We start from the raw sequence: 25,669 nt of genomic DNA on the forward strand, positions 1-25,669 counted from the left end.
CGCCCTAATGCTTGAAACAAAGCGGCAAGGGCGCGTTTTGTTTTCTTGTCAAACGTTGCCTCCTATACTATAATGAGAAAAAAGTTAAGGGTTTTAGCCATTTACAGCATCACAGTTAAAGGGGGAGCAACTTGTGAGTCTACGTTATTTGACTGCAGGAGAAACACACGGACCGCAGCTAACTGCCATTGTTGAAGGGATGCCTAGCAACATGGTTATTGATTTCGAGCAACTCAATTTCCAACTTCATCGCCGCCAGAAGGGGTATGGCCGCGGCAGACGTATGCAAATTGAGAAAGATACAGCAACGATCGTCGGCGGTGTGCGTCATGGACGTACGACAGGTGCTCCAATTGCTATTGTAGTGGAGAACAACGATTGGAAGCATTGGACGAATATTATGAATGTGGAGCCGATTGAAGGGACAGATGAAGAGAAGCGTCGTGTTCATCGCCCGCGTCCAGGTCATGCGGATCTGAACGGAGGCTTGAAATATCAACTGAAGGATCTGCGCAATGTACTGGAACGTTCAAGCGCTAGGGAGACAGCTGCTCGCGTAGCTGTGGGTGCAGTAGCGCGCCAGTTCCTTGCAGCATTCGGCGTCAAGATTGCAGGACAAGTTATTCGCATTGGTGAAATCGAAGCTCCTGCTCACAATTTGTCAGTTGACGAGATTATTGAACGTACGGAGGCTTCTTCTGTTCGTGTGGTCGATACCGATACGGAGAAGAAGATGGAAGCGTACATCGATCAAATCAAAGGCGAAGGCGACTCGATCGGCGGTATTGTCGAGTGCATCGTGGAGGGACTGCCGGTTGGACTAGGCAGCCATGTGCAATATGATCGCAAGCTAGATGGACGCATTGCGCAAGCAGTGATGTCGATCAATGCTTTCAAAGGTGTTGAGATCGGTATTGGCTTCGAGGCAGGTCAACTGCGCGGATCACAAGTTCATGATGAAATTCTATATAGCGAGGAATCGGGATATACACGAGCTAGCAACCGACTTGGCGGTTTCGAAGGCGGTATGACGAACGGAATGCCAATCGTCGTGCGTGGGGTTATGAAACCTATTCCGACCCTTTATAAGCCATTGCGCAGTGTTGATATCGATACGAAGGAGCCGTTCACTGCACAAGTGGAACGCTCAGATGCGTGTGCAGTGCCGGCTGCGAGTGTTGTCATGGAGCATGTAGTCGCTTGGGAAGTTGCGAAGGCGTTCCTGGAGAAGTTCGGCGGCGATTCGATGGAAGAAATTCGCGCCAACTATGAGCACTATTTGGAACAAGTGTCCCGATATTAAAAGGGGGGAACGTCATGAGCAAGAATCTCACTTTAGATGCAGCAGAGCTTACTGTTGAACTAGGAGAACGCTCTTATCCAATTTGGATTGGCAGTGGTCTTCTCGGTCGAATCGGTGAGGCATTTCAAATGCGCAGCATCCCCACTCGCAGTCCAATTGTGATCATCACGGATGATCATGTGGCTCCGCTATATTTAGAGCGCACGGAAGCAGCACTGCGTGAGGCTGGCTATCAGGTTTCTTCCTTTGTAGTAGCAGCTGGTGAATCCTCCAAGTCGCTGCAGGTGTACGAACAGTGCATCACTGCAGCACTTGATGCGGGCTGTGATCGCCATTCTTCCATCGTCGCCCTCGGCGGTGGCGTAGTCGGGGATTTGGCAGGTTATGTGGCGGCAACTTACATGCGAGGAATTCGCTTTATTCAGGTGCCTACGACGATATTGGCTCATGACAGCAGTGTCGGCGGCAAGGTTGCGGTTAACCATCCGTTCGCCAAAAATATTATAGGGGCTTTCCATCAACCAGAAATGGTGCTGTACGATACAGCTACCTTGCTTACGCTTCCTGATCGTGAAGTCCGCGCAGGACTGGCTGAAATGATTAAGCATGGCCTTATCTGGGATGAAGAGTTTACAGCATGGTGCGAAGCACAAGCTGAACGCTTGCTGGCTAAGGATGAGGAAGCACTCACGTATGGACTGCTTAAGGGCTGCGCGATTAAAGCGCAGGTCGTCTCTCAGGATGAACGTGAGCATGATCTAAGAGCGATATTGAATTTGGGACATACGATTGGCCATGCTCTAGAGGCGGTTGCTGGCTACGGAGAATTGCTGCATGGCGAAGCCATCTCAATTGGAATGGTTGGTTCTGCGCGTCTCGCAGAGCGGTTGGGTGAAGATAAGCAGATTGCTGTTCGAACAGAAGCGATATTGAAGAAATACGGCCTGCCGGTGGCAGTGCCACAGCATATGAATTCGGATGATATTATTCAAGCCATGATGCATGACAAGAAATTTAAGGAAGGGCACACCGTATTTATTGTGCCTACTGCAATCGGTCATGTAGAAATTCGCAAGGATGTACCGGTCAGCCTAGTACGAGATATCATCGAGGAATTGAAAGGAGAGAAGGCGTGACCATGTATGCAAGAGGAATTCGCGGAGCAACTACGGTAACCCGCAACGATGCAGAAGAGATTCTGCATGCGACTACGAAGCTGCTCCAGGAGATAGTTGCGCAAAATACGGTTCAACCTGAACAGATCGCAAATATTTGGATCACGATGACAGAGGATTTGAATGCTACTTTTCCAGCACGTGCGATACGTGCCATGGAAGGCTGGGATCTAGTGCCACTCATGTGTGCCATTGAAATTCCAGTGAAGGGCAGTCTGCCTTTGTGCATCCGCCTAATGGTAACGATCAACACGGACAAGGAGCAGCACGAGATTCGCCATGTCTACTTGAATGAGGCGATAGCTCTGAGACCTGATTTGTCTAGTAAATAGAGATGTGGGAAACCCAGTCTGAAGATCGTTTATGTCTGAAATTTAGTTTGTTGGATTGACGAAGCCGACATTTCCGGTTATATTGATATCAGCATAGTTGAGCAGAGTTGAGATTGAGATGAGTTGAGCTGAGACGAGATAGAATATGGACATCATGTCTATATAGGTTAGCGCCTATTGTATTTGCTGTACATTGATTTATGGCAGCGGCACAATAGGAGGGCTTATATAAGGCGATCCATATCCTCATGAATTGAATTACTCATCCACAATTTCATCGTATACCAACAAGCCTCTGCCTTGCGCAGAGGCTTTTTTATTCGTACACGTTATTTTTCAGTAGTGCCTTTCATTCGTGATTCGCCTGATTCCGATAAGGCACTGAAACAAGCGTAAACAAGTGAATAAGAAATGGTTGGTAGACGCTCTCGTTCATCACGCGGTATGTATTCGTCTTAACGGCTGCATAACGAAGTTGAAAGGAGTGGAAAGCGATGTATCCCCAATTGGACGAAGTAATCCATCTCGCCCAGCAGTATAATGTCATACCTGTTGCCGAGACGATGATGGCTGATACCGAAACCCCAATTCGATTATTTCAAAGATTGCGCAATGAACCATATGCTTTTTTGTTGGAGAGTGTGGAGGGTGGCGTCCAATGGGCCCGCTATTCCTTTATCGGAACGGATCCGTTCTTGCTCCTTCAAGGGAAGAGTGGACGATTGCGGAAGATAGAGCATGGCCATATCACCGAGGTGCGAGAGCGCCCAATCGAGATGATGAAGCAATTGATGCATAAATATAGAAGCCCTGCGCTAGATGGACTTCCTCCAATGACAGGAGGGGCAATTGGCTGCTTCGGCTACGATTTGGTTCAGCAGTATGAACGCCTGCCGCGTCATAAGTACGACACGCTGCAAATGGACGACATCCGATTTATGTTCTGCGATCAGCTTGTTGCCTTCGATCATATGAAGCAGCAAATGCAGTTTATTGTGAACATTCATGTGGAACCAGGGAGTTCGGCAGATGTGATACGGCATCGCTACGAGCAAGCGAGAAAGAAATTGCGCAGCCTGCAAATGAAGCTGACAGCACCTTTAGTGAGCAACACCCGACCGGTACAGCAAACAACGGCAGCATCTGCGGCTGAAGAGGTACTGCAGGGGGTTCGATCCTCGGAGACGAAGGAATCATTCGTTGCGAAGGTGAATCGAGCCAAGGAATATATTCGGTCAGGAGATATCTTTCAAGTGGTGCTGTCACAGCGCTTCGAACGGCAGACACAAGCAGACCCGCTTGATGTGTATCGGGTGCTGAGAATGACAAATCCTTCCCCGTATATGTATGTGCTCAAGACAGAGGACGACCTGATTGTCGGTACTTCTCCAGAGATGCTTGTGCGTATTAAGGATGAGCGGGTAGAGACGCGGCCGATTGCGGGAACAAGACCACGCGGCGCCACAGCTGAAGAGGATGCAGCGCTGGAAGCAGATCTGATGCAGGATGAGAAAGAGCGGGCCGAGCATGTGATGCTTGTTGATCTCGGGCGGAATGATCTCGGCCGCGTATGCGAGTTCGGCAGCGTGCGCTGTGATACGTACATGAATGTTGAGCGTTATTCCCATGTCATGCATATCGTATCGAACGTTTCTGGCAAGCTTCGCAAGAACAAGGATTTCTTCGATGCCTTCCTCTCCTGCTTGCCAGCAGGTACATTGTCCGGAGCGCCTAAGCTTCGTGCAATGGAGATTATTGCAGAGTTGGAAGAAGAGTCACGTGGGATATATGGGGGCGCTATCGGATACTTAGGATTCAATGGGAATATGGATTCCTGTATTACGATACGTACAATTATTTTCCGAGGAGGTCATGCTTACGTACAGGCAGGTGCTGGTGTTGTATGGGATTCGGTTCCGGAGATGGAATACGAAGAAACGATTAACAAGGCGAAAGCACTGCTGCTGGCGATTCGGATGACAGAAGAGATGTTCAGCCGCGAAGGTGACGCTGAAGGGCAAGAGGACAGTGTCAATGAGAGCAAGCTAACGAACGCAGCTGAGGGAAGTGAGGTTGGATATGCGGCATCCTATACTTCGATGATGCCGGCGAACTGGGACTATTATATCGGAACGGAAGAACGGGCTGCTTCGATTCCCGTCGCCGAAGGGAGGAATTTAGGATGACGAGCCAACTTGTAATCGGAAGTGCACTCATGAAGGAGGCGCTTGCTCAAGTGCTGTCAGGGCATCACTTAAGCCGCTCAGAAGCGAGGGATGTAATGGCAGATGTTATGGATGGCCATGCGACTTCGGCTCAGATTGGAGCACTGCTTGCAGGTCTGCGTTTGAAGGGGGAGACAGTTGATGAGATTGCGGGCTTTGCTGAAGCGATGCGCAGCCGCGCCCATCAAGTGGTCACTTCGCATGAGCGCCTGCTTGATACATGTGGAACAGGCGGATCGGGCATTCATAAGTTGAATGTCTCCACAGTTGCTGCCATCATCGCCTCATCCGCATCCGTGCGGGTTGCGAAGCATGGCAACCGATCGGCTTCCAGTCGCTCGGGGAGTGCGGATGTACTGGAGGCGCTGGGTGTAAATATTCAGCTGACGAGCGAGGAAGCTGCACAGTGCTTGGAACGAATCGGCATCTGCTTTATGTTCGCACAAGTCTATCATCCTGCAATGAAACATGCGGCTGCACCACGCAAGGAACTAGGGATACGCACCGTATTCAACATGCTTGGCCCGTTGACGAATCCAGCGGGAGCTGATCGACAAGTCCTTGGGATCTATGATCGCACGAAGACGGGGACGATCGCATCCGTATTGCGTGAATTGGGGTTGAAGCGTGCGCTCGTTGTTGCGAGCGAAGATGGATTGGATGAGATCAGCCTGTCGGCACCAACTCAAGTTAGTGAACTGAAAAATGGAGAAGTATTCACATATACCATTACACCGGAAACACTTGGTCTACACACGCAGCCGTTGACTAGTGTGCTGGGTGGAGACGCCGCAACGAACGCGCAAATTATAAGAGGTCTGCTTCGCGGAGAGCAAGGCGCACATCGCGATATTGTTCTTGCAAATGCGGGCGCATGTATTTACGTTGCAGGACAATCGAGCTCCATTGCTGAAGGCGTGCGGATTGCAGCTGATGCGATCGATAATGGATTGGCGAATCAGAAGCTGGAGCAATGGATCGCAGCAACAGGAGGGCTAAGTCATGTTTCTTGAACGGATTGTACGAACGAAGGAAGAAGAGATACTAGCGCTTAGACGAGTGATGAATCGGAACGACGCAATTCTGGAGGCAGCAGCGCTTTCACCTTGCCGCTCCTTCACTGGGGCACTTACTGTAAATAAGAACCGTTCGGTTGCCTTGATTGCTGAAGTAAAGAAGGCATCGCCATCCAAAGGGCTGATTCGCGAGCATTTCAATCCCGCTGAGATTGCAGCTGGATATGAGGCTGCAGGTGCTGATGCATTGTCCGTACTTACAGATCGCGCATATTTTCAAGGCGGCAATGACATTCTGCAGCAGGTGCGTGCGCTGACAGAACTGCCGATCTTGCGGAAGGAATTTATTATCGATGAGCTTCAAGTGCTTGAAGCAAGATTAATAGGTGCGGATGCAATCCTGCTGATTGCAGCGATCTTGAGTGACGACCAATTGCAGCATCTGCACGGAACAGCTAGACAACTTGGCATGGATGTTCTCGTGGAAGTCCATGATGAAGTTGAAATGGAGCGTGTAGGCAGAATTGAAGGAATCAAGTTAGTCGGCATCAACAATCGAAACTTGCATACATTCGAGACCGATATCGAGCAGACCCATCGTATTCGCCATTTGGCTCCGTCAGGTTGTATCTTAGTCAGCGAGAGCGGTATCCATCTTCCGGAGCATCTCCGTCGCATGGATGAGCTGCATGTCGATGCGGTGCTGGTAGGGGAACATTTCATGAGACGAGACAATGTAAAGGATGCAGTAGAGCACTTGATGAGCGGTCTTCTAAATTCGAACACTGCTTCGTAAACAGACGTAAGGAGTGAAGAAGATATGGAAGTCGAAGCATCGAGGGAACACGAGTCACCTACAGCGAGTGCACGTTCATGTGTTGCTCGTGCAACGAAAGTAAAAATATGCGGCCTGACGGATCTCGAGATGACGCGTCGAGTTGTCCAATTAAGACCAGATCATATTGGATTCGTCTTCGCACCGAGTCGCAGACAGGTGCAGCCGTCTCACGTTAAACAGTGGCTGTTGAAGCTGAGGGAGGAAGGAGACGCACTTCCAGACCTTGTAGGTGTGTTCGCGAATCCAACTCGTGAAGAGCTGAAGCAAGTGCTCGATGCAGTGCCTCTAACAAGCGTTCAGCTCCATGTGAAGGGCGATACGGCATTGTTGGAATGGATGAAGGATCACTATGATATTCAAATATGGAGGACGGTTCCTATCGTTCGTACTGATGAGCACCAACCTACCCAGTCTATAGCAGCAACTGCGGCGGTATATGAGTTGGATGTCCAATATGCAGATGTTGTCCTGCTAGATACACATTGTCCGATTCAGGGCGGTGGTTCTGGCAAAGTGTTCGACTGGACGGTAATCCCATCTTATGCAGACCAATTGGCTTCATTAAGGCTCCCTCTTTATATCGCTGGCGGATTGTCTCCTAATAATGTCGGTCTAGTTGTGAGAGAGTACGATATAGATGGCGTTGATGTATCGAGTGGTGTTGAAACAAATGGAGTAAAAGATATATCCAAGGTTGATGAGTTTATCGAAAGGGTGAGGGGAAATGAGCATGGAAAAGAGTAGTGCGACAGCAACAGCAACAGCAACAGAGACAACGGTTCTACCGGACGAAAAAGGCAGATTCGGACCATTTGGAGGCCGTTTTGTGCCCGAGACATTGATGAGTGCGCTTCTGGAACTGGAAGAGGCTTATCGTACACATGTGAAGGATCCAGAATTTCAAGCAGAATTGATCAAGCTGCTGACTCAGTACTCAGGGCGACCTACTTCACTCTATTATGCAGAGCGGCTTACTGCGAAGCTGGGCGGAGCCAAGATTTATTTGAAGCGTGAGGATTTGAACCACACCGGTGCCCATAAAATCAACAACACCATCGGTCAAGCCTTGTTAGCCCAGCGTATGGGCAAGACGAAGGTGATCGCTGAAACAGGGGCGGGACAGCATGGTGTTGCCACTGCAACAGTCGCAGCGCTGCTGGGCATGGAGTGCAAAGTATTTATGGGTGAAGAGGACATGAAGCGTCAAAGCCTGAATGTGTTCCGTATGAAGCTGCTCGGTGCAGAGGTTGTGCCTGTGATGTCAGGTACAAGAACGTTGAAGGATGCAGGGAATGAAACGCTGCGCTACTGGGTTAGCAATGTGCAGGACACGTTCTACATTCTTGGTTCCGTAGTGGGGCCTCATCCGTATCCGATGATTGTGCGGGATTTCCAGCGAATTATCGGAGATGAGACACGCAAGCAAATCCTTGAACTGGAAGGGCGTTTGCCGAATCTGCTGATCGCTGCTGTTGGCGGAGGGAGCAACTCTATGGGGATGTTCTATCCGTTTTTGAGGGATGAGTCGGTTCAACTTCTTGGGGTTGAGGCAGCAGGCAAAGGAATTGATACCCCATATCATGCGGCTACGATGACACTTGGGACACCAGGGGTTTTCCAGGGATCGATGAGCTATCTGCTTCAAGATCAGTTTGGTCAAGTTCAGCCGGCACATTCCATCTCCGCTGGATTGGATTATCCGGGAGTAGGGCCAGAACATGCCTATTTGAAATATTCGGAACGAGCATCGTATGTGCCTATTACAGATGATGAAGCCATGGATGCGCTGCAGCTTCTTACCCGTACAGAAGGCATTATACCCGCATTGGAATCGTCACACGCGATTGCGCAGGCGATCAAATCAGCACCTGGCATGAATAAGGATGATCTAATTGTGATTTGCTTGTCAGGCCGTGGGGACAAAGACGTTGCCACCATTATGGAGAGATTGGGGGAGGAACTGCTATGAGTCAGACACTAGCGAGCCGTAATTTACTGGATGATGCATTCCGTACTTTACAAGCACAGGGCAAGTCCGCATTGATGCCATTTATAACGCTAGGTGATCCAACCTGTGAAATCACTCTTCGGCTTCTTCTGCAGATGGAGCAAGCCGGCGCAGACATTATTGAACTTGGCATACCGTATTCCGATCCGCTGGCTGACGGTCCGGTTATTGAGCGAGCATCGGCACGCGCGTTGCGCAATCATGTATCGATCGCTGATGGACTGCGCATTGCTGCTCAGGCTAGGAAACAAGGTGCACAAATTCCTTATGTATTGTTTACTTATTATAATCCAGTGCTGCAATTTGGACTGGACAGCTTCTTACACCAGGCTAGGGATGCCGGAATTAGCGGCATAATCATTCCTGATCTGCCCTATGAAGAGAGTCATGAAGTCCGTGAAGCTGCTGACCGAATGGGCATTCATCTCATTCCACTCGTTGCGCCGACTTCGGAATCTCGGGTTAGCTCCATTGTGGCAGAAGGAAGAGGCTTTATCTATTGTGTATCCTCGCTTGGCGTTACGGGTGTAAGAGACACTTTCGACTCACAAGTAGATGCGTTTATTGAACTGGTGCGACGCATTACAGAGCTTCCTATTGCGATCGGATTCGGCATTTCTACAGCAGAGCATGTGAAGCATTTTGCGAAACGCTGCGACGGTGTGATTGTAGGTAGTGCCATTGTAAGGCGCATTGAAGAAGCTCTGCCGCTTCTGGAGCATCCTGATTCATCTGAAGAAGGGATCTTGCAAATTTGTGATTTTGTGCGACAATTAAAACATTAATTTTTTTGCAATGATCTATGTAGATGAGAAAGGTGGTACCCATATGCAGCCGAAGAACAGTGTTGTACACCTGCCTGTATATCAGCCAGGCAAATCTGTTGATGAAGTGAAGCGGGAGCTTGGCTTGGATCGTATTATCAAGCTGGCTTCCAACGAGAATCCGTTCGGATCCTCTGAGCATGCGAAGCAAGCAATATTGAATGAAGTGAACAATACGAGCATTTATCCCGATGGAGCGGCTAGAGCACTGACAGATGCTGTTGCGGCACACTTGAGCGTTGAGCACAATCAATTGATTTTCGGCGCAGGTTCCGATGAAGTTATATTAATGATATGCCGTGCGTACCTGATTCCAGGTGATGAGATTGTCATCGCAGATCAGACGTTTCCTCAATACAAGCATAATGCAGAGATTGAAGGGGCTGTCACAGTAGAGATTCCTTTGAAAGAAGGAGCGCATGATCTGGAAGCAATGCTTGCTGCCGTAAACGAGCGGACGAAGATCGTATGGATCTGCAATCCGAACAATCCGACAGGCACAATTGTAAGTGCAGAAGAATTGGAGCAGTTTGTTGCACAAGTGCCTGCAAATGTCATGGTTGTATTGGATGAAGCTTACTGTGAGTACGTGACAGATCCTTCCTTCCGTGATGGATTAGATCTGGTTCGTCGTTATCCCAATGTCGTGTCCTTGCGCACGTTCTCGAAAATTTATGGACTTGCGTCCCTACGTATCGGCTACGGGGTTGGACATGCTGACGTGATCCGTACGATTAATCAAGTGCGTGAACCGTTCAATACGACTCGCTTCGCACAAGCAGCAGCATTGGCTGCCGTTCAAGACCAAGGGTTCATTGAAGATTGCAGACAGAAGAATGCAGCGGGCATTCAATATGTAGAGCAGCAATTTGCGCGTATGAATTTGGAGAGCTTCCCGGCTCACGGCAACTTCATTATGGTTGACGTAGGCTTTTCTGCAATAGAAGTCTTTAACGCGCTCCTGCGTCGTGGCGTTATAGCGCGTGCGGGGCATCATAAATACCCAAATCATTTACGTATTACAATTGGCAGCCAAGAAGAAAATGAGGCAATGATTCAAGCCTTGGAAGAAGCGCTGGCCGAGATTAAGGTGACTTCATGAGAACTAAGATAGCTATATTGGGCGTGGGACTAATCGGAGGCTCCCTCGCCCTCTGTTTCAAAAATAGACCTGGCATGCATGTAGTTGGTTACTCTCCGAGCCCGTCTTCAACAGAGAAGTATGTGCAGCGCGGCGTTGTAGACGAAGCGACGACTTCCTTGCACGAAGCGGTAGAGGATGCGGACTACATATTCGTATGCTGTCCGGTTGGAATGCTGGAATCGATGCTGAGTGATTTGCGGAATTTACCTCTTAAGGCAGGCTGTATCGTAACTGATGTGGGGAGTACCAAGGCTTCGGTTGCACGCTGCGCACGTTCTCTTTCATGGGACGATGTGCATTTTATAGGCGGGCATCCAATGGCAGGCTCGGAGCGTTCAGGGGTTGAAGCGGCAACGACATTGTTGTTCGAAAATGCTTACTACGTGCTCACTCCTGACGATTCGGCGGATGAAGAAGCTTACAGCAGACTTGTATCTCTGCTCCGCTATACGAAAGCGCACATTATTCGGATGAATCCAGAGGAACATGATGAAGTGGTTGGCGCTATCAGCCATTTGCCGCATGTAGTGGCTGTAGCATTGGTTAATCAAGTACGATCCTATAATGAGAGCAATGAGCTGTACGAACTGCTCGCTGCCGGCGGGTTCCGGGATATTACCCGCATTGCATCAAGCGATCCGGTCATCTGGAGAGATATTTTGATTAACAATAGGGATGTTGTTCTCCATTTACTTCAGGACTGGAAAGCGTCTACGGAGCGATTTATTGATATGCTGCAGCGCCAGGACGGTGAAGGAATTATTCAGCAGTTCACAGAAGCTGGCGAATTCCGAAGCCGTATGCCGGAACGCCGCAAAGGTATAATTCAATCGCTCTATGAACTGTACGTGAATGTTCCTGACCATCCGGGCATTATTGGCAGCATTGCGACAGAGTTGGGAAATCATCACATTAACTTGAGCAATGTTCAAATTATTGAAAGTCGTGAAGATGTGCCAGGTGTGCTCCGATTATCGTTCCGGCAGCAGGATGACTGGGATCGTGCGAGGGAGCTGTTAAAATCGAAAGGTTATGAAATATTCATCTAACGGAAAAATTTGTGAATTGAAGAAAATTTTTTACGAAAACCTATTGACGTCATGAAAACGTATACATTATAATAGCAGTACAGTATGGTTTCTCTCCACTCCTATCCAATAGAATTGCACAAGTGTGCAGCCACTCCAATCGGAGTGGTATTTTTTTTGTCTTGAAATGGAATTGGCGCTAAGCGTCCTGCGAGCAGTAAGGTATGAACTAAGGATAAACAGCTGAAAAACAGCTTCGTTTAGGTTTTTGACAGGTAGGTGTTCGGCTCTCTATAATTGTGTAAAAGTACCAGTAATGCAGGGGGGAGCAGCATCACTGATATAACATGTATGTCTGCCTCAACAAATATGCTTGAATGAAGGGGAAAGGATGAGGGTTGCGATGAAGAATGATCTGCTCCATATTGGCCCAATCACCATATATGGATATGGACTAATGATTGCAATTGGAATTTTTACTGCATATCAAGTATTGGTTAGGCGAGCAGAGAAGAAGCGCATAGAGCGCTCCCATATATCTTCGATTACGCTCTGGGGGCTGCTTGGCGGGTTTATGGGAGCTAAGCTCTTATTTTGGATAACCCAAGGCAATAATCTCATTGATCATCCCGAGATGATATGGGATTTGTCATCGGGGTTCGTCGTCTATGGCGGGATTATTGGAGGCGTGCTTGCAGGCTATGTGTATTGTAAGGTGAAGGGTCTGTCCTTCATGGAGCATCTTGATCTGTTTGTTCCTTCCATTGCCTTGGCACAGGGCTTTGGCAGAATCGGATGCTTTTTGGCAGGGTGCTGCTATGGAGAGGAGACAAATGGATGGTTCGGCATTACGTTTCACGAATCCGAAATCGCGCCTAATGGTGTGAACCTGATCCCTACACAGCTCATGGAAAGTGGATTTAGTTTTGCGCTCTTTTTCCTTCTACTTTATGCAGCGAAGCGCAGTAAGACGGCTGGTGTCATTGCGAGTCTGTATCTGCTGCTCTACAGTCTTGGCCGATTTATCATCGAATTCTACCGTGGTGATATTATTCGTGGAAGTGTCGGCATGCTCTCGACTTCTCAATTTATTTCATTGCTCGTATTTGCAATGGCTTGTATCACTTTTGTTAGCATGACTTATCAATCGATGAAACAGCGGAATGCGGCGTTGTAAGGCTGGCTTGAATCACTCCTGAGGGGGTGATTTTTTAATGAAATCTGAATCTTAAAAAATTTTTAATCAATTTTCGACTTTATTATGCTAAAATACGACTTGAAATGATAAAGCTCGAGTGTCATGTTTTCATGACACGGATCATACCCATAGTACGTATCATTAGGCTTATAGAGGCTTTTATAACATTTTTCTCCGATTCGCAACTTTTTTTAACTTCGAGAGTATAACCATTCAGGTAGCGCATCGGGATGGATATGGAAAGCAAGGAGGACTTGAATCCATGACCGATTCCCAAATCATCCGTGAAATCAAGGACGGCAACACAGACTGTTTCGCGGAATTGATGAATCGTTATCAACGCAAATTGCTATCATTTATTTATCATATGTTGAAAAATTCCCAGTTGGAGCTGTTGGCAGAAGATTTGTGTGCAGAGACATTTTACAAGGCATATCGAAGCCTGCATACGTTCAGGGAATCAGATGCCTCTTTCTCGACTTGGCTGTATACGATTGCGCGCAACACCGTGTTAAGCGAACTTCGTAAGCAGAGAAGCATTCAAGTATCACTTGATGAAGAGCAAGGAATCGTTCCGGAAGCGCCGAAGGAAGCGGCGCCTGAATATGCATTGCTGCGGCATGAGAAGGTAGAATTGGTGCGTGAGGCAATCAGCAAGTTGCCTGACAAACAACGCTCCGCTCTCATTCTTCGTGAATACGACCAACTGGACTATCAAGAAATTGCCCAAGTATTAGGGCAAACCGTAAGTTCGGTTAAATCGTTGTTGTTCCGGGCTCGAGCTAGTGTAAAGATCCAGTTAGAACCATACATAAGGGAGCCTGGTCTTGAAGGGATGAACTAACATGAAATGTGCGGAAGCGCTCGAATGGATATCGGATTATGTCGATATGCCTATTGACGATCCGCAACGTGAAGCTATCGATCGACATCTGGAAGGATGCGAAGCGTGTGCGGAGCAGTTCGCAGTATGGTCTGCGAGCATGGATTGGATGGAAGATGAAGTTGAGTTGGAGCTTGATGCGGAACAAGCGAGCAGCTCAGCAGCGAGTCGCGTTATGGATCGCATATATGAGGAACAAGATTGGCTGATGCCTGTACATAGACGTTCTCATGCGTTATCCCTGCGCTCACGTCAAGTGATTGCGGGGATAATCGCTTTTTGTATGGCCATGTTCCTCTGTGCTCTTGTTTTCCTTCTTATTCGCAATGAACAGTCTAATATTCATGCAGTTAGTGGGATACTGCCGACTGCGTTGGCAGGCAGTGATCATTCTGGCCTGGATGCATTTGATATTGAATTGCCGGTTGCAAGCAATGTAAGTGAACCGACAATATTGCGGGTTGTTCCGACGATTCCTCATTATTGGATTGCATTGTCATTGTTTGGGGTGACGTTTGCATTACTGCTGTTGAACTGGTTGACACGAGTGCGTCAATAACGGATGACTATGAAGGAGTAACAATGAAACAACATATTGGTTTGGTACGCCATGGGTTAACCGATTGGAATGCGCAGGGGAAAATACAAGGACAGACGGATATACCGTTGAATGAAACAGGTCGTGAACAGGCAAGGCTGCTGGCAGAGCGCCTCGTCCAAGAGACTGCACCATTCGATTATGTCATATCCAGCGGATTACAGCGAGCAGAAGAGACTGCATCGATTCTGGCAGATGCACTCCAAATTCCATTACTATCACCCGTAGAGGGACTTCGTGAGCGAGCTTATGGTCTCGTAGAAGGCACGACGCCGGAAGAGCGAGAGCAGCGCTGGGGTGCAGAGTGGCGGAAGATGGATCTCGGCCAGGAAAAAGATGAAGAACTTCAGTACCGCGCAGTTCAAACGCTAGAGCATATCGCAAATCAGCATATGGGATCTAATCTCTTAGTAGTCTCTCATGGGAGCTGGCTGGCTCAATTGTACATTGCTCTATTTGGAAGCGACAGACAAGGACACATTGGGAACTTATCCTATTCAATATTAGAAAAACGTTCGGAAGGCTGGCACCCGCTGCTCTATAATTGCATGGAGCATATCCGCCATTTGGATCTGACAGCAAAACCACGATAATTAAGGATATCTTAATAAGCAGTTCGACTTCACGTGAAGTGAAGCGAACTGCTTTTTTGTGTTTGCATGAGCAAATGCCTGAGGGCTATGAGGAGAATCTCCTCGTTATATAATATTCGATGTTTTCTACGACAATGTGAATAAATGTGATAAATATTCCAATAATGAGTAATGGACATCGAGGATTCGGCACATTACGTCTGACGGAAACGGAGGTCATGCATGAATTTAGCGGATATGCTCAGTTACGCGGATATTAATCAACTAACTCGAATTGCTCAGCGTTATGGGTGCGTCTGCAATGAACATTCCAAGCACGAGCTGATTCAGTCCATTCTGTCAGTGTTAGGCAGAAGGGATGTGTTCGAACAGCATGTGAATGAGATGACGCTTGAAGAGCTTAGGTTCCTTAACTCCATTTTGTTTGATAAGCGTTCTTCATTTAGCTTGGAGGAATTGATCGCTCGAGTGCAGCAGACAAAGTTCGATTTAGAACATGCTGGTGCTGAACAGCAGGCGGTGACGTCAATGCCGCATCCACGTGAAACGATATCTAAATTTAAGCATAGTGGATGGCTGTTCAATGGCTGCTCGCATCAAACCAAGTATTTGTTCCAAGTGCCGAGCGATTTGAAAATGAGATTAATTGATGTACTTAGGCAGTCATTCGCGATGCATTTGACAGAAACGGATACCCCTTCCTCTTATCGGGATGAAGATGGAAGAATGGCGGAGGACGTGTTACAGCTTTTGAAATTCATCGTGGACGGAAATGTATTGCTTAATGCGGAAGGTGTTATGTACAAAAAAACGCAGCAGCAGCTTCTCGATTACTTTGGCGTACAAGAAGCCCCTATTGCCCGTGGTGAATGGAGATTTGGATACGGGAGAAGATTCCATGATTATCCGAACCGTATGTCGCTTTTATATGACTACGCCTTTTATCAAGGGTGGCTGGAGGAAGGCGATGGACGGTTAAGCTGTACACCGAAGGGGATTGAGCGTATCGCTAACGGGGGGATAGAGTCGTCTGCTTCGTTGTATCGATTTTGGTTGAAGCTGTACAAGAATGCGATTCCGAATTTGTTATCCATCGTGCATTGGATTCAGTTATGTACCAAGCAGTGGACAACGTTAGATTCCTTGGAGCGGGCTCTACTCCCGTTCGTGCGGCCATTCTTCTTTGATTCGTCACAGGCCGTATTCAGACAGCGAATTATTATGATGCTGGTTCATCTAGGCGTCATTCGATTCGGTGAAGATGAGCAGTATGGTTCGGTCATACAGACGACTCGCAGAGGGCAGCTTATTATTGATAGTGTTTATGTCGCGCATGAGGACAAAATTCAGCTAGATGTTGACAAGAGGCATTCTCATTGATACGATGGGGCCAAAAATTTCCTATGCCTAGTGAATTTGCAGCTAGAGCTATGTGGGAATGGTCGATCGGGAGGATGTTATCGAATGTACATACCTTATCAAGGCATATTGCCAGTTGTTGATGCTTCCGTATATGTGGCAGAAGGCGCTAAGCTGATTGGAGACGTGACGATTGGCGCTGAATCCAGTGTGTGGTTCAATGCGGTGCTTCGTGGAGACATGGCACCCATACGGATAGGCAAGCGAGCGAATATTCAGGATGGCGTTATCGGACATGTGAATGCCAATCAGCCGCTAATCGTTGAAGATGATGTATCGGTAGGCCACGGTGCAATTATACATGGCTGCCGGATAGGCAACGGTACATTGATTGGCATGGGGGCTATTGTACTGAACGGCGCTGACATTGGTGAATATGCTTTAATAGGAGCAGGTTCTGTCGTAACAGAAAATAAAAAAGTACCGGCCTATACTCTTTCTCTAGGTTCACCCGCAAAAGTCATACGCGAACTGACAGATGAAGATGTAGAGCGAATGAAACGGACAACTCAGAACTATGTGGTGAAAGGAAAGGAATATAGGATCTCTTAATCGTGTTGGTTGGAGGTGTATCCTATGGATAAAATGAAGGTATCGTATGAGGCGATGTTAAGTTTAACAGCGGAGATGATATGGGACGATGCCATACGGAAATACCGTACGGAAAAAATATATGAACAAATCGACAAAGCACTCGCAACAGGGGATGAATCCTCGTTCCGAACCTTGACGGACGAATTGAAAACATTGCAGTAGCTTCTAAGAACTTGTCCAAAAGGATGCCTTACAAATCGTTATGAATGAAGAGCGCAATTTTGCGGTTCTTCATTTTTTTGTTCATTTCAGTATAATGGGGAGTAATGACAAGGAAAAAGATGGGGGAGACGTCGTGAAATTTAGTGAACTGACCGAAGAACAATGGGAAGAATGGGGGCCGTATCTGGACACGTGCATATTGCCAGTTACAGGGCTGAACGGGACTGAATCCCCAATCGAAGCTGGGTATCGTCTGGAGAAGCTGCGCGACTGGCTGGATGGCATTGAGATACCTTTCCGAGGAAGAACGGTAACCTATCCTGCATACCATTTCGTATCTCAGCAGCTTGATGCTGATGAGCTGAGGCTATTGAATGGATTGTGCACCAGACTCCGACGCCAGGGATTTGCGTATATTGTCGTCGTATCGGCACAACTGCCGCTTACTTCAGATAAGCTTCCGGCCGCGGATCTAGTCATTACTCCTGCTGAGCTGATGGAAGAAGAGGCTGGGCAAGTACGTTCTGCGATGAAGATATGTGTGCAAAATATGTGGAGCGTCACACAAACTCAAGGATAAATGTGACAATATTCAAACATTTTACATAAGAAAAAGGTTCATTCTGGTAATTATATTGGTAAATTCTTGACGCTTTCATAGTGCTGGGATATTATAGTGATGTCCTAGTTAGAATGTGATTATCGTCATAGCAAGCTCTCAGAACGGTTGTGTAAAGGGGGGTTAGACAGTATATGAGTAAACCGCAGAATAACGAGCATCCACCTCAAAAGCCGCGAAAAGAAATGTCCCGTCGACAATTTCTTACATACACGCTGGGTGGGGCAAGTGCTTTCATGTTTGTTGGTCCTACTCTGCCGATGGTCCGGTTTGCAGTTGATCCGTTGCTTCAGAAGAAGTCAGAAGGCGATTACATTAAGGTTGCTGAATTGAGCAAGATTTCAGAATCACCTACTGAATTTACCTTCGAAATCAAGCAAGTCGATGGCTGGTATGAGAGTACTCCAACGCTCACGGCATGGATAAGCAAGGATAAGGAAGGCAATATATTTGCATTGTCTCCGGTGTGCAAGCACTTAGGATGTACGGTTGACTGGAATAAGAATCCGGCATACAAGGATCAATATTTCTGCCCGTGCCATGGTGCGCACTATACGAAAGAAGGCAAGCAGTTAGCAGTTGCTCGTGCACCGCTCGACGAATACAAAGTGCAGGTTAAGGATGGCTTTGTATACTTGGGCGATATCATTGCGAACCAACACGTGCAATAACGAGGAGGCGTAAATAACAGATGTTTAAAGGTGTTTATAACTGGATTGACGAACGTCTGGATATAACGCCGATGTGGCGCGATGTGGCGGATCATGAGGTGCCTGAGCATGTTAACCCTGCACACCATTTTTCTGCGTTCGTGTACTGTTTCGGTGGCTTGACGTTTTTTATTACAGTCATTCAAATTCTGTCAGGCATGTTCCTGACCATGTATTATGTCCCTGATATTGTGAACGCATACTACAGTGTCGAATATTTGCAGACGAAGGTTGCCTTCGGACAAATTGTTCGCGGTATGCACCACTGGGGAGCAAGCTTAGTAATCGTTATGATGTTATTACATACGCTCCGTGTATTCTTCACTGGTTCCTATAAGGCACCACGCGAGATGAACTGGGTAGTCGGCATGCTTATCTTCTTCGTCATGCTCGGACTCGGTTTCACGGGTTATTTGCTGCCTTGGGACAACAAAGCTTACTTTGCAACTAAGGTCGGCATGGAGATCGCGGATACCGTACCATATATCGGTCCGTATTTGAAAGAATTGCTGCAGGGCGGAACGGTCGTCGGCGCGCAGACATTGACGCGATTCTTCGCGATTCATGTGTTCTTCCTGCCAGGGGCACTTCTTGCCTTGCTTGGAGCGCATTTCTTCATGATTAGACGCCAAGGCATTTCGGGACCGCTATAAGGAGGAGGAAACGAGATGGCACATGGGAATTCCAAAGAAGAAAAAGTCGTCTTTGTTGGCGACTCTCGTGTTAAGAAGAGAACAACCACAATCAAACAACCGGATTACACCTCATTTCCGGGGAAATCCGAAGCCTTCATTCCTAACTTCTTGTTGAAAGAGTGGATGGTTGGCTGTGTGGCACTGGTCGCTTTTCTAGTATTAACGATCTCGGAAGCTGCACCGCTCGGTTATCCGGCGAACCCGAATAACGCGGCGTTCGTTCCGATTCCAGACTGGTATTTCTTATTTCTCTATCAGTTCTTGAAGTATCCATATGCATCAGGAAGTTATGTTGTTATCGGTACGGTGTTAGTCCCTGGTCTTGCATTCGGAGGCCTGCTGCTTGCTCCATTCCTCGATACAGGGAAGGAACGCAGATTCTATCGCCGCCCAATCGCATCCTCAATGATGATTTTGACATTGATCGCATGTGTATATTTGACAAGAGTCGCTTGGGTTCACTATGAGGCCGAGATGGCTGAGAAGAATATGATACCAGAGCATGTCGAGCGTGAGGAAAAGGCACGTGAGGCTGCTGAGAAGGGTGAGGCTTCTAACCAGCCAAAACCAAGCAAAGGCATCGCCATCGTTGAAAAGGATGATCCAGCATTTGCGAACATGAAGAAGGTTGGCTGCTTAAGCTGCCACGCAGTTGATATGAAGGGTGCTGCGGGCCCTGCCCTTGTTGGTATTGGCGACAAGCTCAGCAAGGATGAGATCTTAACGGTCATTAAGGATGGTAAAGGCGGAATGCCTTCTATGGTGGAAGCAGCCAAGAAGGAAGGCCTGAATGACCAAGATATCGAACATATTGCCGACTGGCTCTCGAAGCAGAAGGCAGCAAAACAATAGATTCAAACGTGTGACAGACCTGATTGCCAAAAGTGCAGTCAGGTCTTATTCTAATATTACATAGAAATTGACACCCTAGAAATGCATACGAACTTAATATTCCTAATAATCGGAGCAGAGCAATTATGAACTTGTTATCAGTAATGAGCACACGTTTTCTTTCGCAGCGATGGGTATTATGGTTATTGTTTTGGAGCAATCTTATTGGAACAATTTACGGTTACTACTGGTATAAAAACCAGTTGATCTATACGTGGGAGCACCATCCTGCATGGCAATTGATCTTCGTTCCAGATAGTCCTACGGCAAGTCTGTTCTTTACGATCAGTATTGGATTTTTGCTATTTCGGCCGCAGCCTCGAACCATATTCGGCATGATTGCAAAACGTATTATTGAAGCGTTAGGTGTTGTTACGTCGATTAAATATGGGATTTGGGCATGTGTCATGATTGTCGCTGGAGCTTATTTGGGTTCTCCAATGGTATGGCAGGATTGGATGCTAATTGGTTCACATTTGGCGATGGCGGTTGAAGGGCTGTTATTTGTCCGGTTGTTTGCATTTGGCAGTGCGGCGCTGACGCTGGCAGCGTGCTGGACATGGCTTAATGATACCGTTGATTACAGTGCTGGGGTGTACCCATGGCTTCCGTATACGCTAGTAAATGAACTGCCTGCAGTATGTATTTTTACTTTTACATGGACAGGGATTAGTGTCGTTATGACATGGCTAGCAATGCGCTATCGAGACCAAAGAACGAACATATCGAAGGAAGCTATGTTCTAAATGTGGACATCCTCCCATACGATGATGGGGGAGGGATGTACATGCGTGCGGTAATGGTTGTGTTATGTATTCTCGGATACCTAGGACTGCCCGATTTTACATATGCGGGGTCTCGACTTGCTGCTGATCCGGTTCAGACGGCGAGCGAGAAGTGGAAGCAGCTAGATCAGTATGCAGAACAGATTTATCGGGCGAGCGTTGCAGGAGAGATCGAGAAAATACAGCAAGCGGTTCAGGCTATGGGGAAGCTGTTCACGGAGACAACATTCAATGATGTGACAAATGTTGAGGGGGTACGTGCACTTAGCGATGCAATCGTACAAGTGAAGCGGATATTGCCTTCCATTCAATTGAAGCAAGAGGAATTGATGAGTGCATCGGCCAGATTGCGCCTTGCTACGGACGCTTTAACCAATCCGAAGCAACCGATGTGGCTTCAATACGAGCAGGTGCTGCGGGATGATATGGCACGCTTGCTTGCTACGGATAATAAGGGAGAATGGATTCCCTATGCCAACCGCTGGTTGGAGCATATTGATCGGATTCGTCCTGCTGCGACCATCCAGCGAGATGTGCAGACGATTGAGATGATGGAGTCGTTAAGCCAACTTATCCGTGAATCAATAATGGGAAAACACAGTCCTAAGGAAGCAAATCAGGCATTAAATAAATATGGGGACTCGGTGCTGATCCAGTTATTCGGTTCGAGTAAGGCGAACCCGACATTAGGGCCGCTTGCTTATACACCGATGCCGTTTCAGTGGATTTTTATGCTGGCCTTTATCGTATGCATGATGTTGGCTTATGTAGGTTTTCAGAAGTATCGCTATGAACAATATGCTATTCGTCCAGGGAACTTCCGCAATAGTAAGAGGTAGAAGGCAGTAATATCAGTATGTCGTTCGGACAGGCAAGGAATGAAAAAAAGAATGAAGGATGGGATGGGCGAATTCTTCTAGGAATGCCTATCTTACAGTAGACCTCGATATAGGCCAGCGACAGCAGGCTTGCTTCGAGGTCTGTTTATTTGGGGCTAAGAAATGACTTTATGAAGAACGCTGAGCAGGCAGTGGGATGGGAATTTCTAGTGTTCGCGAAGGCTGAACCTCTAACTTCTTCTGCTACTCCTCTCGAAAGCCTTCACCAAGCACATCATGAACATCGTTCACAACAATAAATGCCCGTGGATCGATTGTTTTTACGATCGTTTTGAAGCGGCGAATTTCTGTGCGGCTAACGACACAGTACACCATTTGCTTCTGAGAGCGGGAATATGCTCCTACTGCTGGAATAAGTGTGACCCCGCGTTCCATTTCTTTTGTAATCGCATCCGCAATCTCCTGCGAATGATCAGAGATAACGGTGAATGCTTTGGCTGCATATGCTCCCTCTTGAATAAAATCGATGACTTTAGAGGAAATGAATACAGCAACGAGCGTATATAGAATTTTTTCCTTAGGAATATAGAACAAAGCAGCCCCTATGATGAATATATCGAGGATAAGGATGAATTGCCCCATGCTGATACCGAATTTACGGTTCGCAATCCTGGCGATGATGTCGACGCCACCTGTAGTACCGCCGAATCGAAAGACAATACCGAGTCCTGTTCCTACGGTAACGCCAGCGTACAAGGTGGCCAAAATGAAGTCATTCGAAGTTTGAAATGGTAAAATCCAATGCATGGAGACTGCACGCTCGAACAACCATAGGAAGAATGTGAGGTTAAGAACACCGTAAAAACTAAGTGCCAGCTGCTTCATGCCAAGTGCTCTCCATCCGATGATGAACAGTGGGATGTTCAAAACTAGCGTAGAGATTGATGGATGAATACCTGCTGCATAATTCAATAGAACGGTAATTCCTGTAACGCCGCCTTCCATCAACTGGTTAGGCATGATGAAGTAAATTAATCCAAATGCAAAAATCGCGGTTCCAACCGTTATCGGGAGAAACGTATTCCAAATGCGTTGAACAATGGTCGATTTCAAAAGTATTCAGGCTCCTTTAGGCAGGAAGATGCTCATTCGTTCATTAGTATATCGGATTACGAAGCAGATAAAAAGCATTTGTTTTCCAGACGGTGATACGATAACATAGTAGCAGAAAGTAACGAATTCGTTACCCTCAATATAGGGAGCAGATTTCATTCATTTCAAACCACTTTTGCATGAATAAAGAAGGGGATCGTATGACAAATCCAGAGATGAAGTCTTTCCTCACTTCCCTGCGCAGCAAGCCACTCGCGCAAATGCAGCAGGAAGTTGATGACTACATATCACAGTTTAAGGAAGGCTACTTCAGCCCCCTTGCGATGCTTGCCCGATTGTCTGAAGAAGTAGGGGAATTGGCGCGTGAAGTGAATCATCGCTATGGGGAGAAGCCGAAGAAGGCTTCAGAAGAAGACAACTCCATTGAGATGGAGCTTGGAGATATATTGTTCATTCTGTTGTGCTTCTCGAACTCGCTCGGTATCGACTTGACGAAGGCTCATGATGCCTGCATGCACAAGTTCAATACACGTGACGCGAATCGATGGACACGGATTGATGAACAGACATCAAACGAATCATAATCGCAAAAAAACATATCATTATTGGAGCAGTTGGGGGGACATAAAATGGAACGAATTCGCGTAGCCGTCTCGGGTGCAAGCGGACGCATGGGAAGAGAAGTTGTGAAAATGGTACTGCAGGACGAGTCCTTGGAACTTGTTGCAGCAATTGCACCGTCAGCGGGCGCTATCGATGCGGGCACGCTAGTAGGTCTACCTGCATGCGGTGTTACAACTACAGCAGATGTTGAAGAGACACTGCAGAAGGTAGAAGCAGATGTCATGGTTGATTTCTCGATCCCGCAGGCCGTAATGAAGAATACGATGCTTGCAATTGAGTATGGAGTTCGCCCTGTTATTGGGGCAACAGGCTTCCAGCCGGAAGAGATTGAGCAATTGACGCAACTTTGCCAAGAGAAGAAGCTTGGTGGTCTGATTGCGCCGAATTTCTCTATTGGGGCCATTCTTATGATGCAATTTGCACAGCAAGCGGCCAAGTATTTCCCGGATCTCGAGATCATTGAATATCACGGAGATCAGAAACTCGATGCTCCTTCCGGAACTGCTGTGAAGACAGCAGAATTGATCTCTCAGGTAAGAGCGGAGCATCGCCAAGGCAATCCGAATGAAGAAGAGAAGATCGAGGGTTCCCGAGGCGGATATTACAACGGATTCCGTATTCATAGTGTACGCTTGCCAGGGGTCTTTGCTCAGCAGGAAGTTATCTTCGGGGGCTATGGGCAATCTCTTAAAATCCGTCACGACTCCTATGAGCGTGCAGGGTATATGCCAGGTGTGAATATGGCAGTCAAGAAGGTAATGAATCTGGAGCAATTGGTATACGGCTTCGAGCACCTGCTTGATGACTGATCAATTGACTTCAATTTCTATTAATGCTGAAGGCATTTGTATTTTTAGATAGCATCAAAATGAATGTGAGCAGGGGACACACAACGGAGGGATAGACATGCTAAATATCGCATTTATTGCACATGATCGCAAAAAAGATGAAATCGTTAATTTTGTTATCGCATATGAAAAAGTGTTCCAAGGTCATAAATTATATTCAACGGGTACGACAGGGCTGCGCATTATGGAGCAGACAAGCCTGGATATTCATCGCTTCCAGTCTGGCCCGCTCGGCGGCGATCAGCAGATCGGCGCACTTGTTGCGCAAAATGAAATGGACTTCATTATCTTCTTGCGCGATCCGTTAATGGCTCAGCCTCACGAGCCGGATATTATTGCTCTTCTTCGCCTATGCGACGTGCAGGGCATTCCAGTTGCAACGAATATTGCGACAGCAGAAATTCTTGTTAAGGCGCTTGAACGCGGCGACTTCGCATGGCGTGAACTGACACATAAATATAAGCCGGGAACGGAAGAATGATGAATACTCTCGACATTCTTGCATTCGGAGCGCATCCTGATGATGTCGAGATCGGCATGGCGGGCACGATTGCCAAGCATACGAAGGAAGGGTATCGTGTCGGCATTTGCGATTTGACTGAAGCGGAGATGTCCTCGAATGGTACGGTAGAGCTGCGCAGAGAGGAAGCGAGGGAAGCAGGAGAAATCTTGCGGCTCTCGGCACGCGGTAATTTGTGCCTTCCTGATCGCGGTTTACAGGTAAGCAAGGAGCATATCGATGCGGTGGTAACCGCTATTCGCAATCATCGTCCTCGTATTGTCTTCATGCCTTACTGGGAGGATCGCCATCCTGACCATATTGCCTGCAGCCGCATTGTTCAGGAAGCAGTGTTCAATGCAAAGCTGCGGCGTTATATGCCAGAGCTGCCTGCACATACGGTTGAGCAAGTCTATTATTACTTTATTAATGATGTTGCTGCTTCTCAAGTTCTGGTTGATGTGTCTGATGTATATGATCAGAAGCGGAAGTCGCTTCAAGCATATCGCTCTCAGTTTATGAAGCCAGATGGCGACAATGACTTTGTCGCAACTCCATTGAATCAAAATTATGTGGAGCGGGTTGCTGCACGAGATTCGCTGCTTGGTCAGACTCGCGGATTTGAGTATGCGGAAGGGTTTGTCGTGAAAGGCCCGTTTGCGGTATCTCTTTTCTTATAGTGCGTGTTCAAAAAGGCCGGTTTTCA

29 protein-coding genes are annotated in these 25,669 nt (G+C 47.4%); 28 read left to right on the forward strand and 1 reads right to left on the reverse strand.

What is annotated here, in order from left to right; all coding sequences use genetic code 11:
- Nucleotides 1-133 precede the first annotated feature (133 nt).
- From aroC to BBG47_RS05550, 24 genes are all read left to right on the forward strand, one after another.
- A complete protein-coding gene (aroC, locus tag BBG47_RS05435; RefSeq protein ID WP_065290850.1) occupies nucleotides 134-1,303 on the forward strand; it encodes a chorismate synthase in 1,170 nt (389 codons plus the stop codon).
- Between the two features lie 14 nt (nucleotides 1,304-1,317).
- Complete coding sequence (gene aroB / locus BBG47_RS05440; protein ID WP_065290851.1) at nucleotides 1,318-2,439, forward strand: 3-dehydroquinate synthase; 1,122 nt, start codon at nucleotides 1,318-1,320, stop codon at nucleotides 2,437-2,439.
- A gap of 2 nt (nucleotides 2,440-2,441) precedes the next feature.
- Nucleotides 2,442-2,810, forward strand: coding sequence for a chorismate mutase (gene aroH / locus BBG47_RS05445; protein ID WP_021254683.1), 369 nt, complete (start codon nucleotides 2,442-2,444; stop codon nucleotides 2,808-2,810).
- A gap of 494 nt (nucleotides 2,811-3,304) precedes the next feature.
- On the forward strand, nucleotides 3,305-4,996 hold the full coding sequence (trpE, locus tag BBG47_RS05450) for an anthranilate synthase component I (protein ID WP_065290852.1): 1,692 nt from the start codon (nucleotides 3,305-3,307) through the stop codon (nucleotides 4,994-4,996).
- A gap of 29 nt (nucleotides 4,997-5,025) precedes the next feature.
- Nucleotides 5,026-6,048 (forward strand): anthranilate phosphoribosyltransferase, encoded by a 1,023-nt coding sequence (gene trpD / locus BBG47_RS05455; RefSeq protein WP_483310698.1) that lies wholly within the window; start codon nucleotides 5,026-5,028, stop codon nucleotides 6,046-6,048.
- Nucleotides 6,038-6,847 (forward strand): indole-3-glycerol phosphate synthase TrpC, encoded by an 810-nt coding sequence (gene trpC, locus BBG47_RS05460; RefSeq protein ID WP_065290854.1) that lies wholly within the window; start codon nucleotides 6,038-6,040, stop codon nucleotides 6,845-6,847. Before trpD ends, trpC begins: the two co-directional genes overlap by 11 nt.
- 24 nt (nucleotides 6,848-6,871) lie before the next feature.
- The gene (locus tag BBG47_RS05465; protein WP_065290855.1) at nucleotides 6,872-7,633 is read left to right on the forward strand and encodes a phosphoribosylanthranilate isomerase; all 762 of its coding nucleotides are present in this window, start codon (nucleotides 6,872-6,874) and stop codon (nucleotides 7,631-7,633) included.
- Entirely contained in the window at nucleotides 7,620-8,858 is a 1,239-nt protein-coding gene (gene trpB / locus BBG47_RS05470; protein ID WP_065290856.1) for a tryptophan synthase subunit beta, read from the forward strand. Before BBG47_RS05465 ends, trpB begins: the two co-directional genes overlap by 14 nt.
- Nucleotides 8,855-9,682 (forward strand): tryptophan synthase subunit alpha, encoded by an 828-nt coding sequence (trpA, locus tag BBG47_RS05475; RefSeq protein WP_065290857.1) that lies wholly within the window; start codon nucleotides 8,855-8,857, stop codon nucleotides 9,680-9,682. Before trpB ends, trpA begins: the two co-directional genes overlap by 4 nt.
- Before the next feature lie 43 nt (nucleotides 9,683-9,725).
- Complete coding sequence (gene hisC / locus BBG47_RS05480; protein ID WP_021254676.1) at nucleotides 9,726-10,823, forward strand: histidinol-phosphate transaminase; 1,098 nt, start codon at nucleotides 9,726-9,728, stop codon at nucleotides 10,821-10,823.
- Nucleotides 10,820-11,914, forward strand: a complete 1,095-nt coding sequence (locus BBG47_RS05485; protein WP_065290858.1) for a prephenate dehydrogenase — start codon at nucleotides 10,820-10,822, stop codon at nucleotides 11,912-11,914. Before hisC ends, BBG47_RS05485 begins: the two co-directional genes overlap by 4 nt.
- Before the next feature lie 382 nt (nucleotides 11,915-12,296).
- Complete coding sequence (locus BBG47_RS05490) at nucleotides 12,297-13,070, forward strand: prolipoprotein diacylglyceryl transferase (RefSeq protein ID WP_065290859.1); 774 nt, start codon at nucleotides 12,297-12,299, stop codon at nucleotides 13,068-13,070.
- Between the two features lie 283 nt (nucleotides 13,071-13,353).
- Nucleotides 13,354-13,935, forward strand: coding sequence for an RNA polymerase sigma factor (locus BBG47_RS05495; RefSeq protein ID WP_021254673.1), 582 nt, complete (start codon nucleotides 13,354-13,356; stop codon nucleotides 13,933-13,935).
- A gap of 1 nt (nucleotide 13,936) precedes the next feature.
- Nucleotides 13,937-14,533: an anti-sigma factor family protein gene (locus BBG47_RS05500; RefSeq protein ID WP_021254672.1), complete on the forward strand. Its 597-nt coding sequence runs from the start codon at nucleotides 13,937-13,939 to the stop codon at nucleotides 14,531-14,533.
- Nucleotides 14,534-14,556: 23 nt separating this feature from the next.
- The gene (locus tag BBG47_RS05505; RefSeq protein WP_065290860.1) at nucleotides 14,557-15,165 is read left to right on the forward strand and encodes a histidine phosphatase family protein; all 609 of its coding nucleotides are present in this window, start codon (nucleotides 14,557-14,559) and stop codon (nucleotides 15,163-15,165) included.
- 222 nt (nucleotides 15,166-15,387) lie between these two features.
- A complete protein-coding gene (locus BBG47_RS05510) occupies nucleotides 15,388-16,545 on the forward strand; it encodes a hypothetical protein (protein ID WP_065290861.1) in 1,158 nt (385 codons plus the stop codon).
- An 84-nt stretch (nucleotides 16,546-16,629) separates the two neighbouring features.
- On the forward strand, nucleotides 16,630-17,136 hold the full coding sequence (locus BBG47_RS05515; protein ID WP_021254669.1) for a gamma carbonic anhydrase family protein: 507 nt from the start codon (nucleotides 16,630-16,632) through the stop codon (nucleotides 17,134-17,136).
- Nucleotides 17,137-17,160: 24 nt separating this feature from the next.
- Nucleotides 17,161-17,340, forward strand: coding sequence for an IDEAL domain-containing protein (locus BBG47_RS05520; protein ID WP_021254668.1), 180 nt, complete (start codon nucleotides 17,161-17,163; stop codon nucleotides 17,338-17,340).
- Nucleotides 17,341-17,473: 133 nt separating this feature from the next.
- Nucleotides 17,474-17,920: a DUF2487 family protein gene (locus BBG47_RS05525; RefSeq protein ID WP_065290880.1), complete on the forward strand. Its 447-nt coding sequence runs from the start codon at nucleotides 17,474-17,476 to the stop codon at nucleotides 17,918-17,920.
- 173 nt (nucleotides 17,921-18,093) lie between these two features.
- Nucleotides 18,094-18,630 (forward strand): Rieske (2Fe-2S) protein, encoded by a 537-nt coding sequence (locus BBG47_RS05530; RefSeq protein ID WP_065290862.1) that lies wholly within the window; start codon nucleotides 18,094-18,096, stop codon nucleotides 18,628-18,630.
- Nucleotides 18,631-18,650: 20 nt separating this feature from the next.
- A complete protein-coding gene (gene qcrB, locus BBG47_RS05535) occupies nucleotides 18,651-19,322 on the forward strand; it encodes a menaquinol-cytochrome c reductase cytochrome b subunit (RefSeq protein ID WP_005546984.1) in 672 nt (223 codons plus the stop codon).
- 15 nt (nucleotides 19,323-19,337) lie between these two features.
- On the forward strand, nucleotides 19,338-20,216 hold the full coding sequence (locus BBG47_RS05540) for a menaquinol-cytochrome c reductase cytochrome b/c subunit (protein ID WP_065290863.1): 879 nt from the start codon (nucleotides 19,338-19,340) through the stop codon (nucleotides 20,214-20,216).
- A 125-nt stretch (nucleotides 20,217-20,341) separates the two neighbouring features.
- On the forward strand, nucleotides 20,342-21,001 hold the full coding sequence (locus BBG47_RS05545; RefSeq protein WP_065290864.1) for a DUF1405 domain-containing protein: 660 nt from the start codon (nucleotides 20,342-20,344) through the stop codon (nucleotides 20,999-21,001).
- Nucleotides 21,002-21,042: 41 nt separating this feature from the next.
- On the forward strand, nucleotides 21,043-21,879 hold the full coding sequence (locus BBG47_RS05550; RefSeq protein WP_065290865.1) for a sporulation protein YpjB: 837 nt from the start codon (nucleotides 21,043-21,045) through the stop codon (nucleotides 21,877-21,879).
- Nucleotides 21,880-22,122: 243 nt separating this feature from the next.
- Here BBG47_RS05550 and BBG47_RS05555 read toward each other — a convergent pair whose 3' ends face one another.
- Nucleotides 22,123-22,992 carry a YitT family protein gene (locus BBG47_RS05555; RefSeq protein WP_065290866.1) on the reverse strand — a complete coding sequence of 290 codons (870 nt, stop codon included), beginning with the start codon at nucleotides 22,990-22,992 and terminating at the stop codon, nucleotides 22,123-22,125.
- Between the two features lie 200 nt (nucleotides 22,993-23,192).
- Here BBG47_RS05555 and BBG47_RS05560 point away from each other — a divergent pair, with 200 nt between their 5' ends.
- The 4 genes from BBG47_RS05560 (at nucleotide 23,193) to bshB1 (ending at nucleotide 25,643) form a co-directional block, all read left to right on the forward strand.
- Nucleotides 23,193-23,576 carry a MazG nucleotide pyrophosphohydrolase domain-containing protein gene (locus BBG47_RS05560; RefSeq protein WP_021254661.1) on the forward strand — a complete coding sequence of 128 codons (384 nt, stop codon included), beginning with the start codon at nucleotides 23,193-23,195 and terminating at the stop codon, nucleotides 23,574-23,576.
- 45 nt (nucleotides 23,577-23,621) lie between these two features.
- Complete coding sequence (gene dapB, locus BBG47_RS05565; RefSeq protein ID WP_065290867.1) at nucleotides 23,622-24,425, forward strand: 4-hydroxy-tetrahydrodipicolinate reductase; 804 nt, start codon at nucleotides 23,622-23,624, stop codon at nucleotides 24,423-24,425.
- A gap of 97 nt (nucleotides 24,426-24,522) precedes the next feature.
- Complete coding sequence (locus tag BBG47_RS05570) at nucleotides 24,523-24,945, forward strand: methylglyoxal synthase (protein ID WP_021254659.1); 423 nt, start codon at nucleotides 24,523-24,525, stop codon at nucleotides 24,943-24,945.
- Nucleotides 24,942-25,643: a bacillithiol biosynthesis deacetylase BshB1 gene (gene bshB1 / locus BBG47_RS05575; RefSeq protein ID WP_394358355.1), complete on the forward strand. Its 702-nt coding sequence runs from the start codon at nucleotides 24,942-24,944 to the stop codon at nucleotides 25,641-25,643. The genes BBG47_RS05570 and bshB1 overlap by 4 nt, the downstream gene beginning before the upstream one ends.
- Nucleotides 25,644-25,669 lie beyond the last annotated feature (26 nt).

The organism is Paenibacillus sp. KS1 (genome assembly GCF_001680695.1).
GTDB lineage: Bacteria > Bacillota > Bacilli > Paenibacillales > Paenibacillaceae > Paenibacillus_B > Paenibacillus_B suaedae.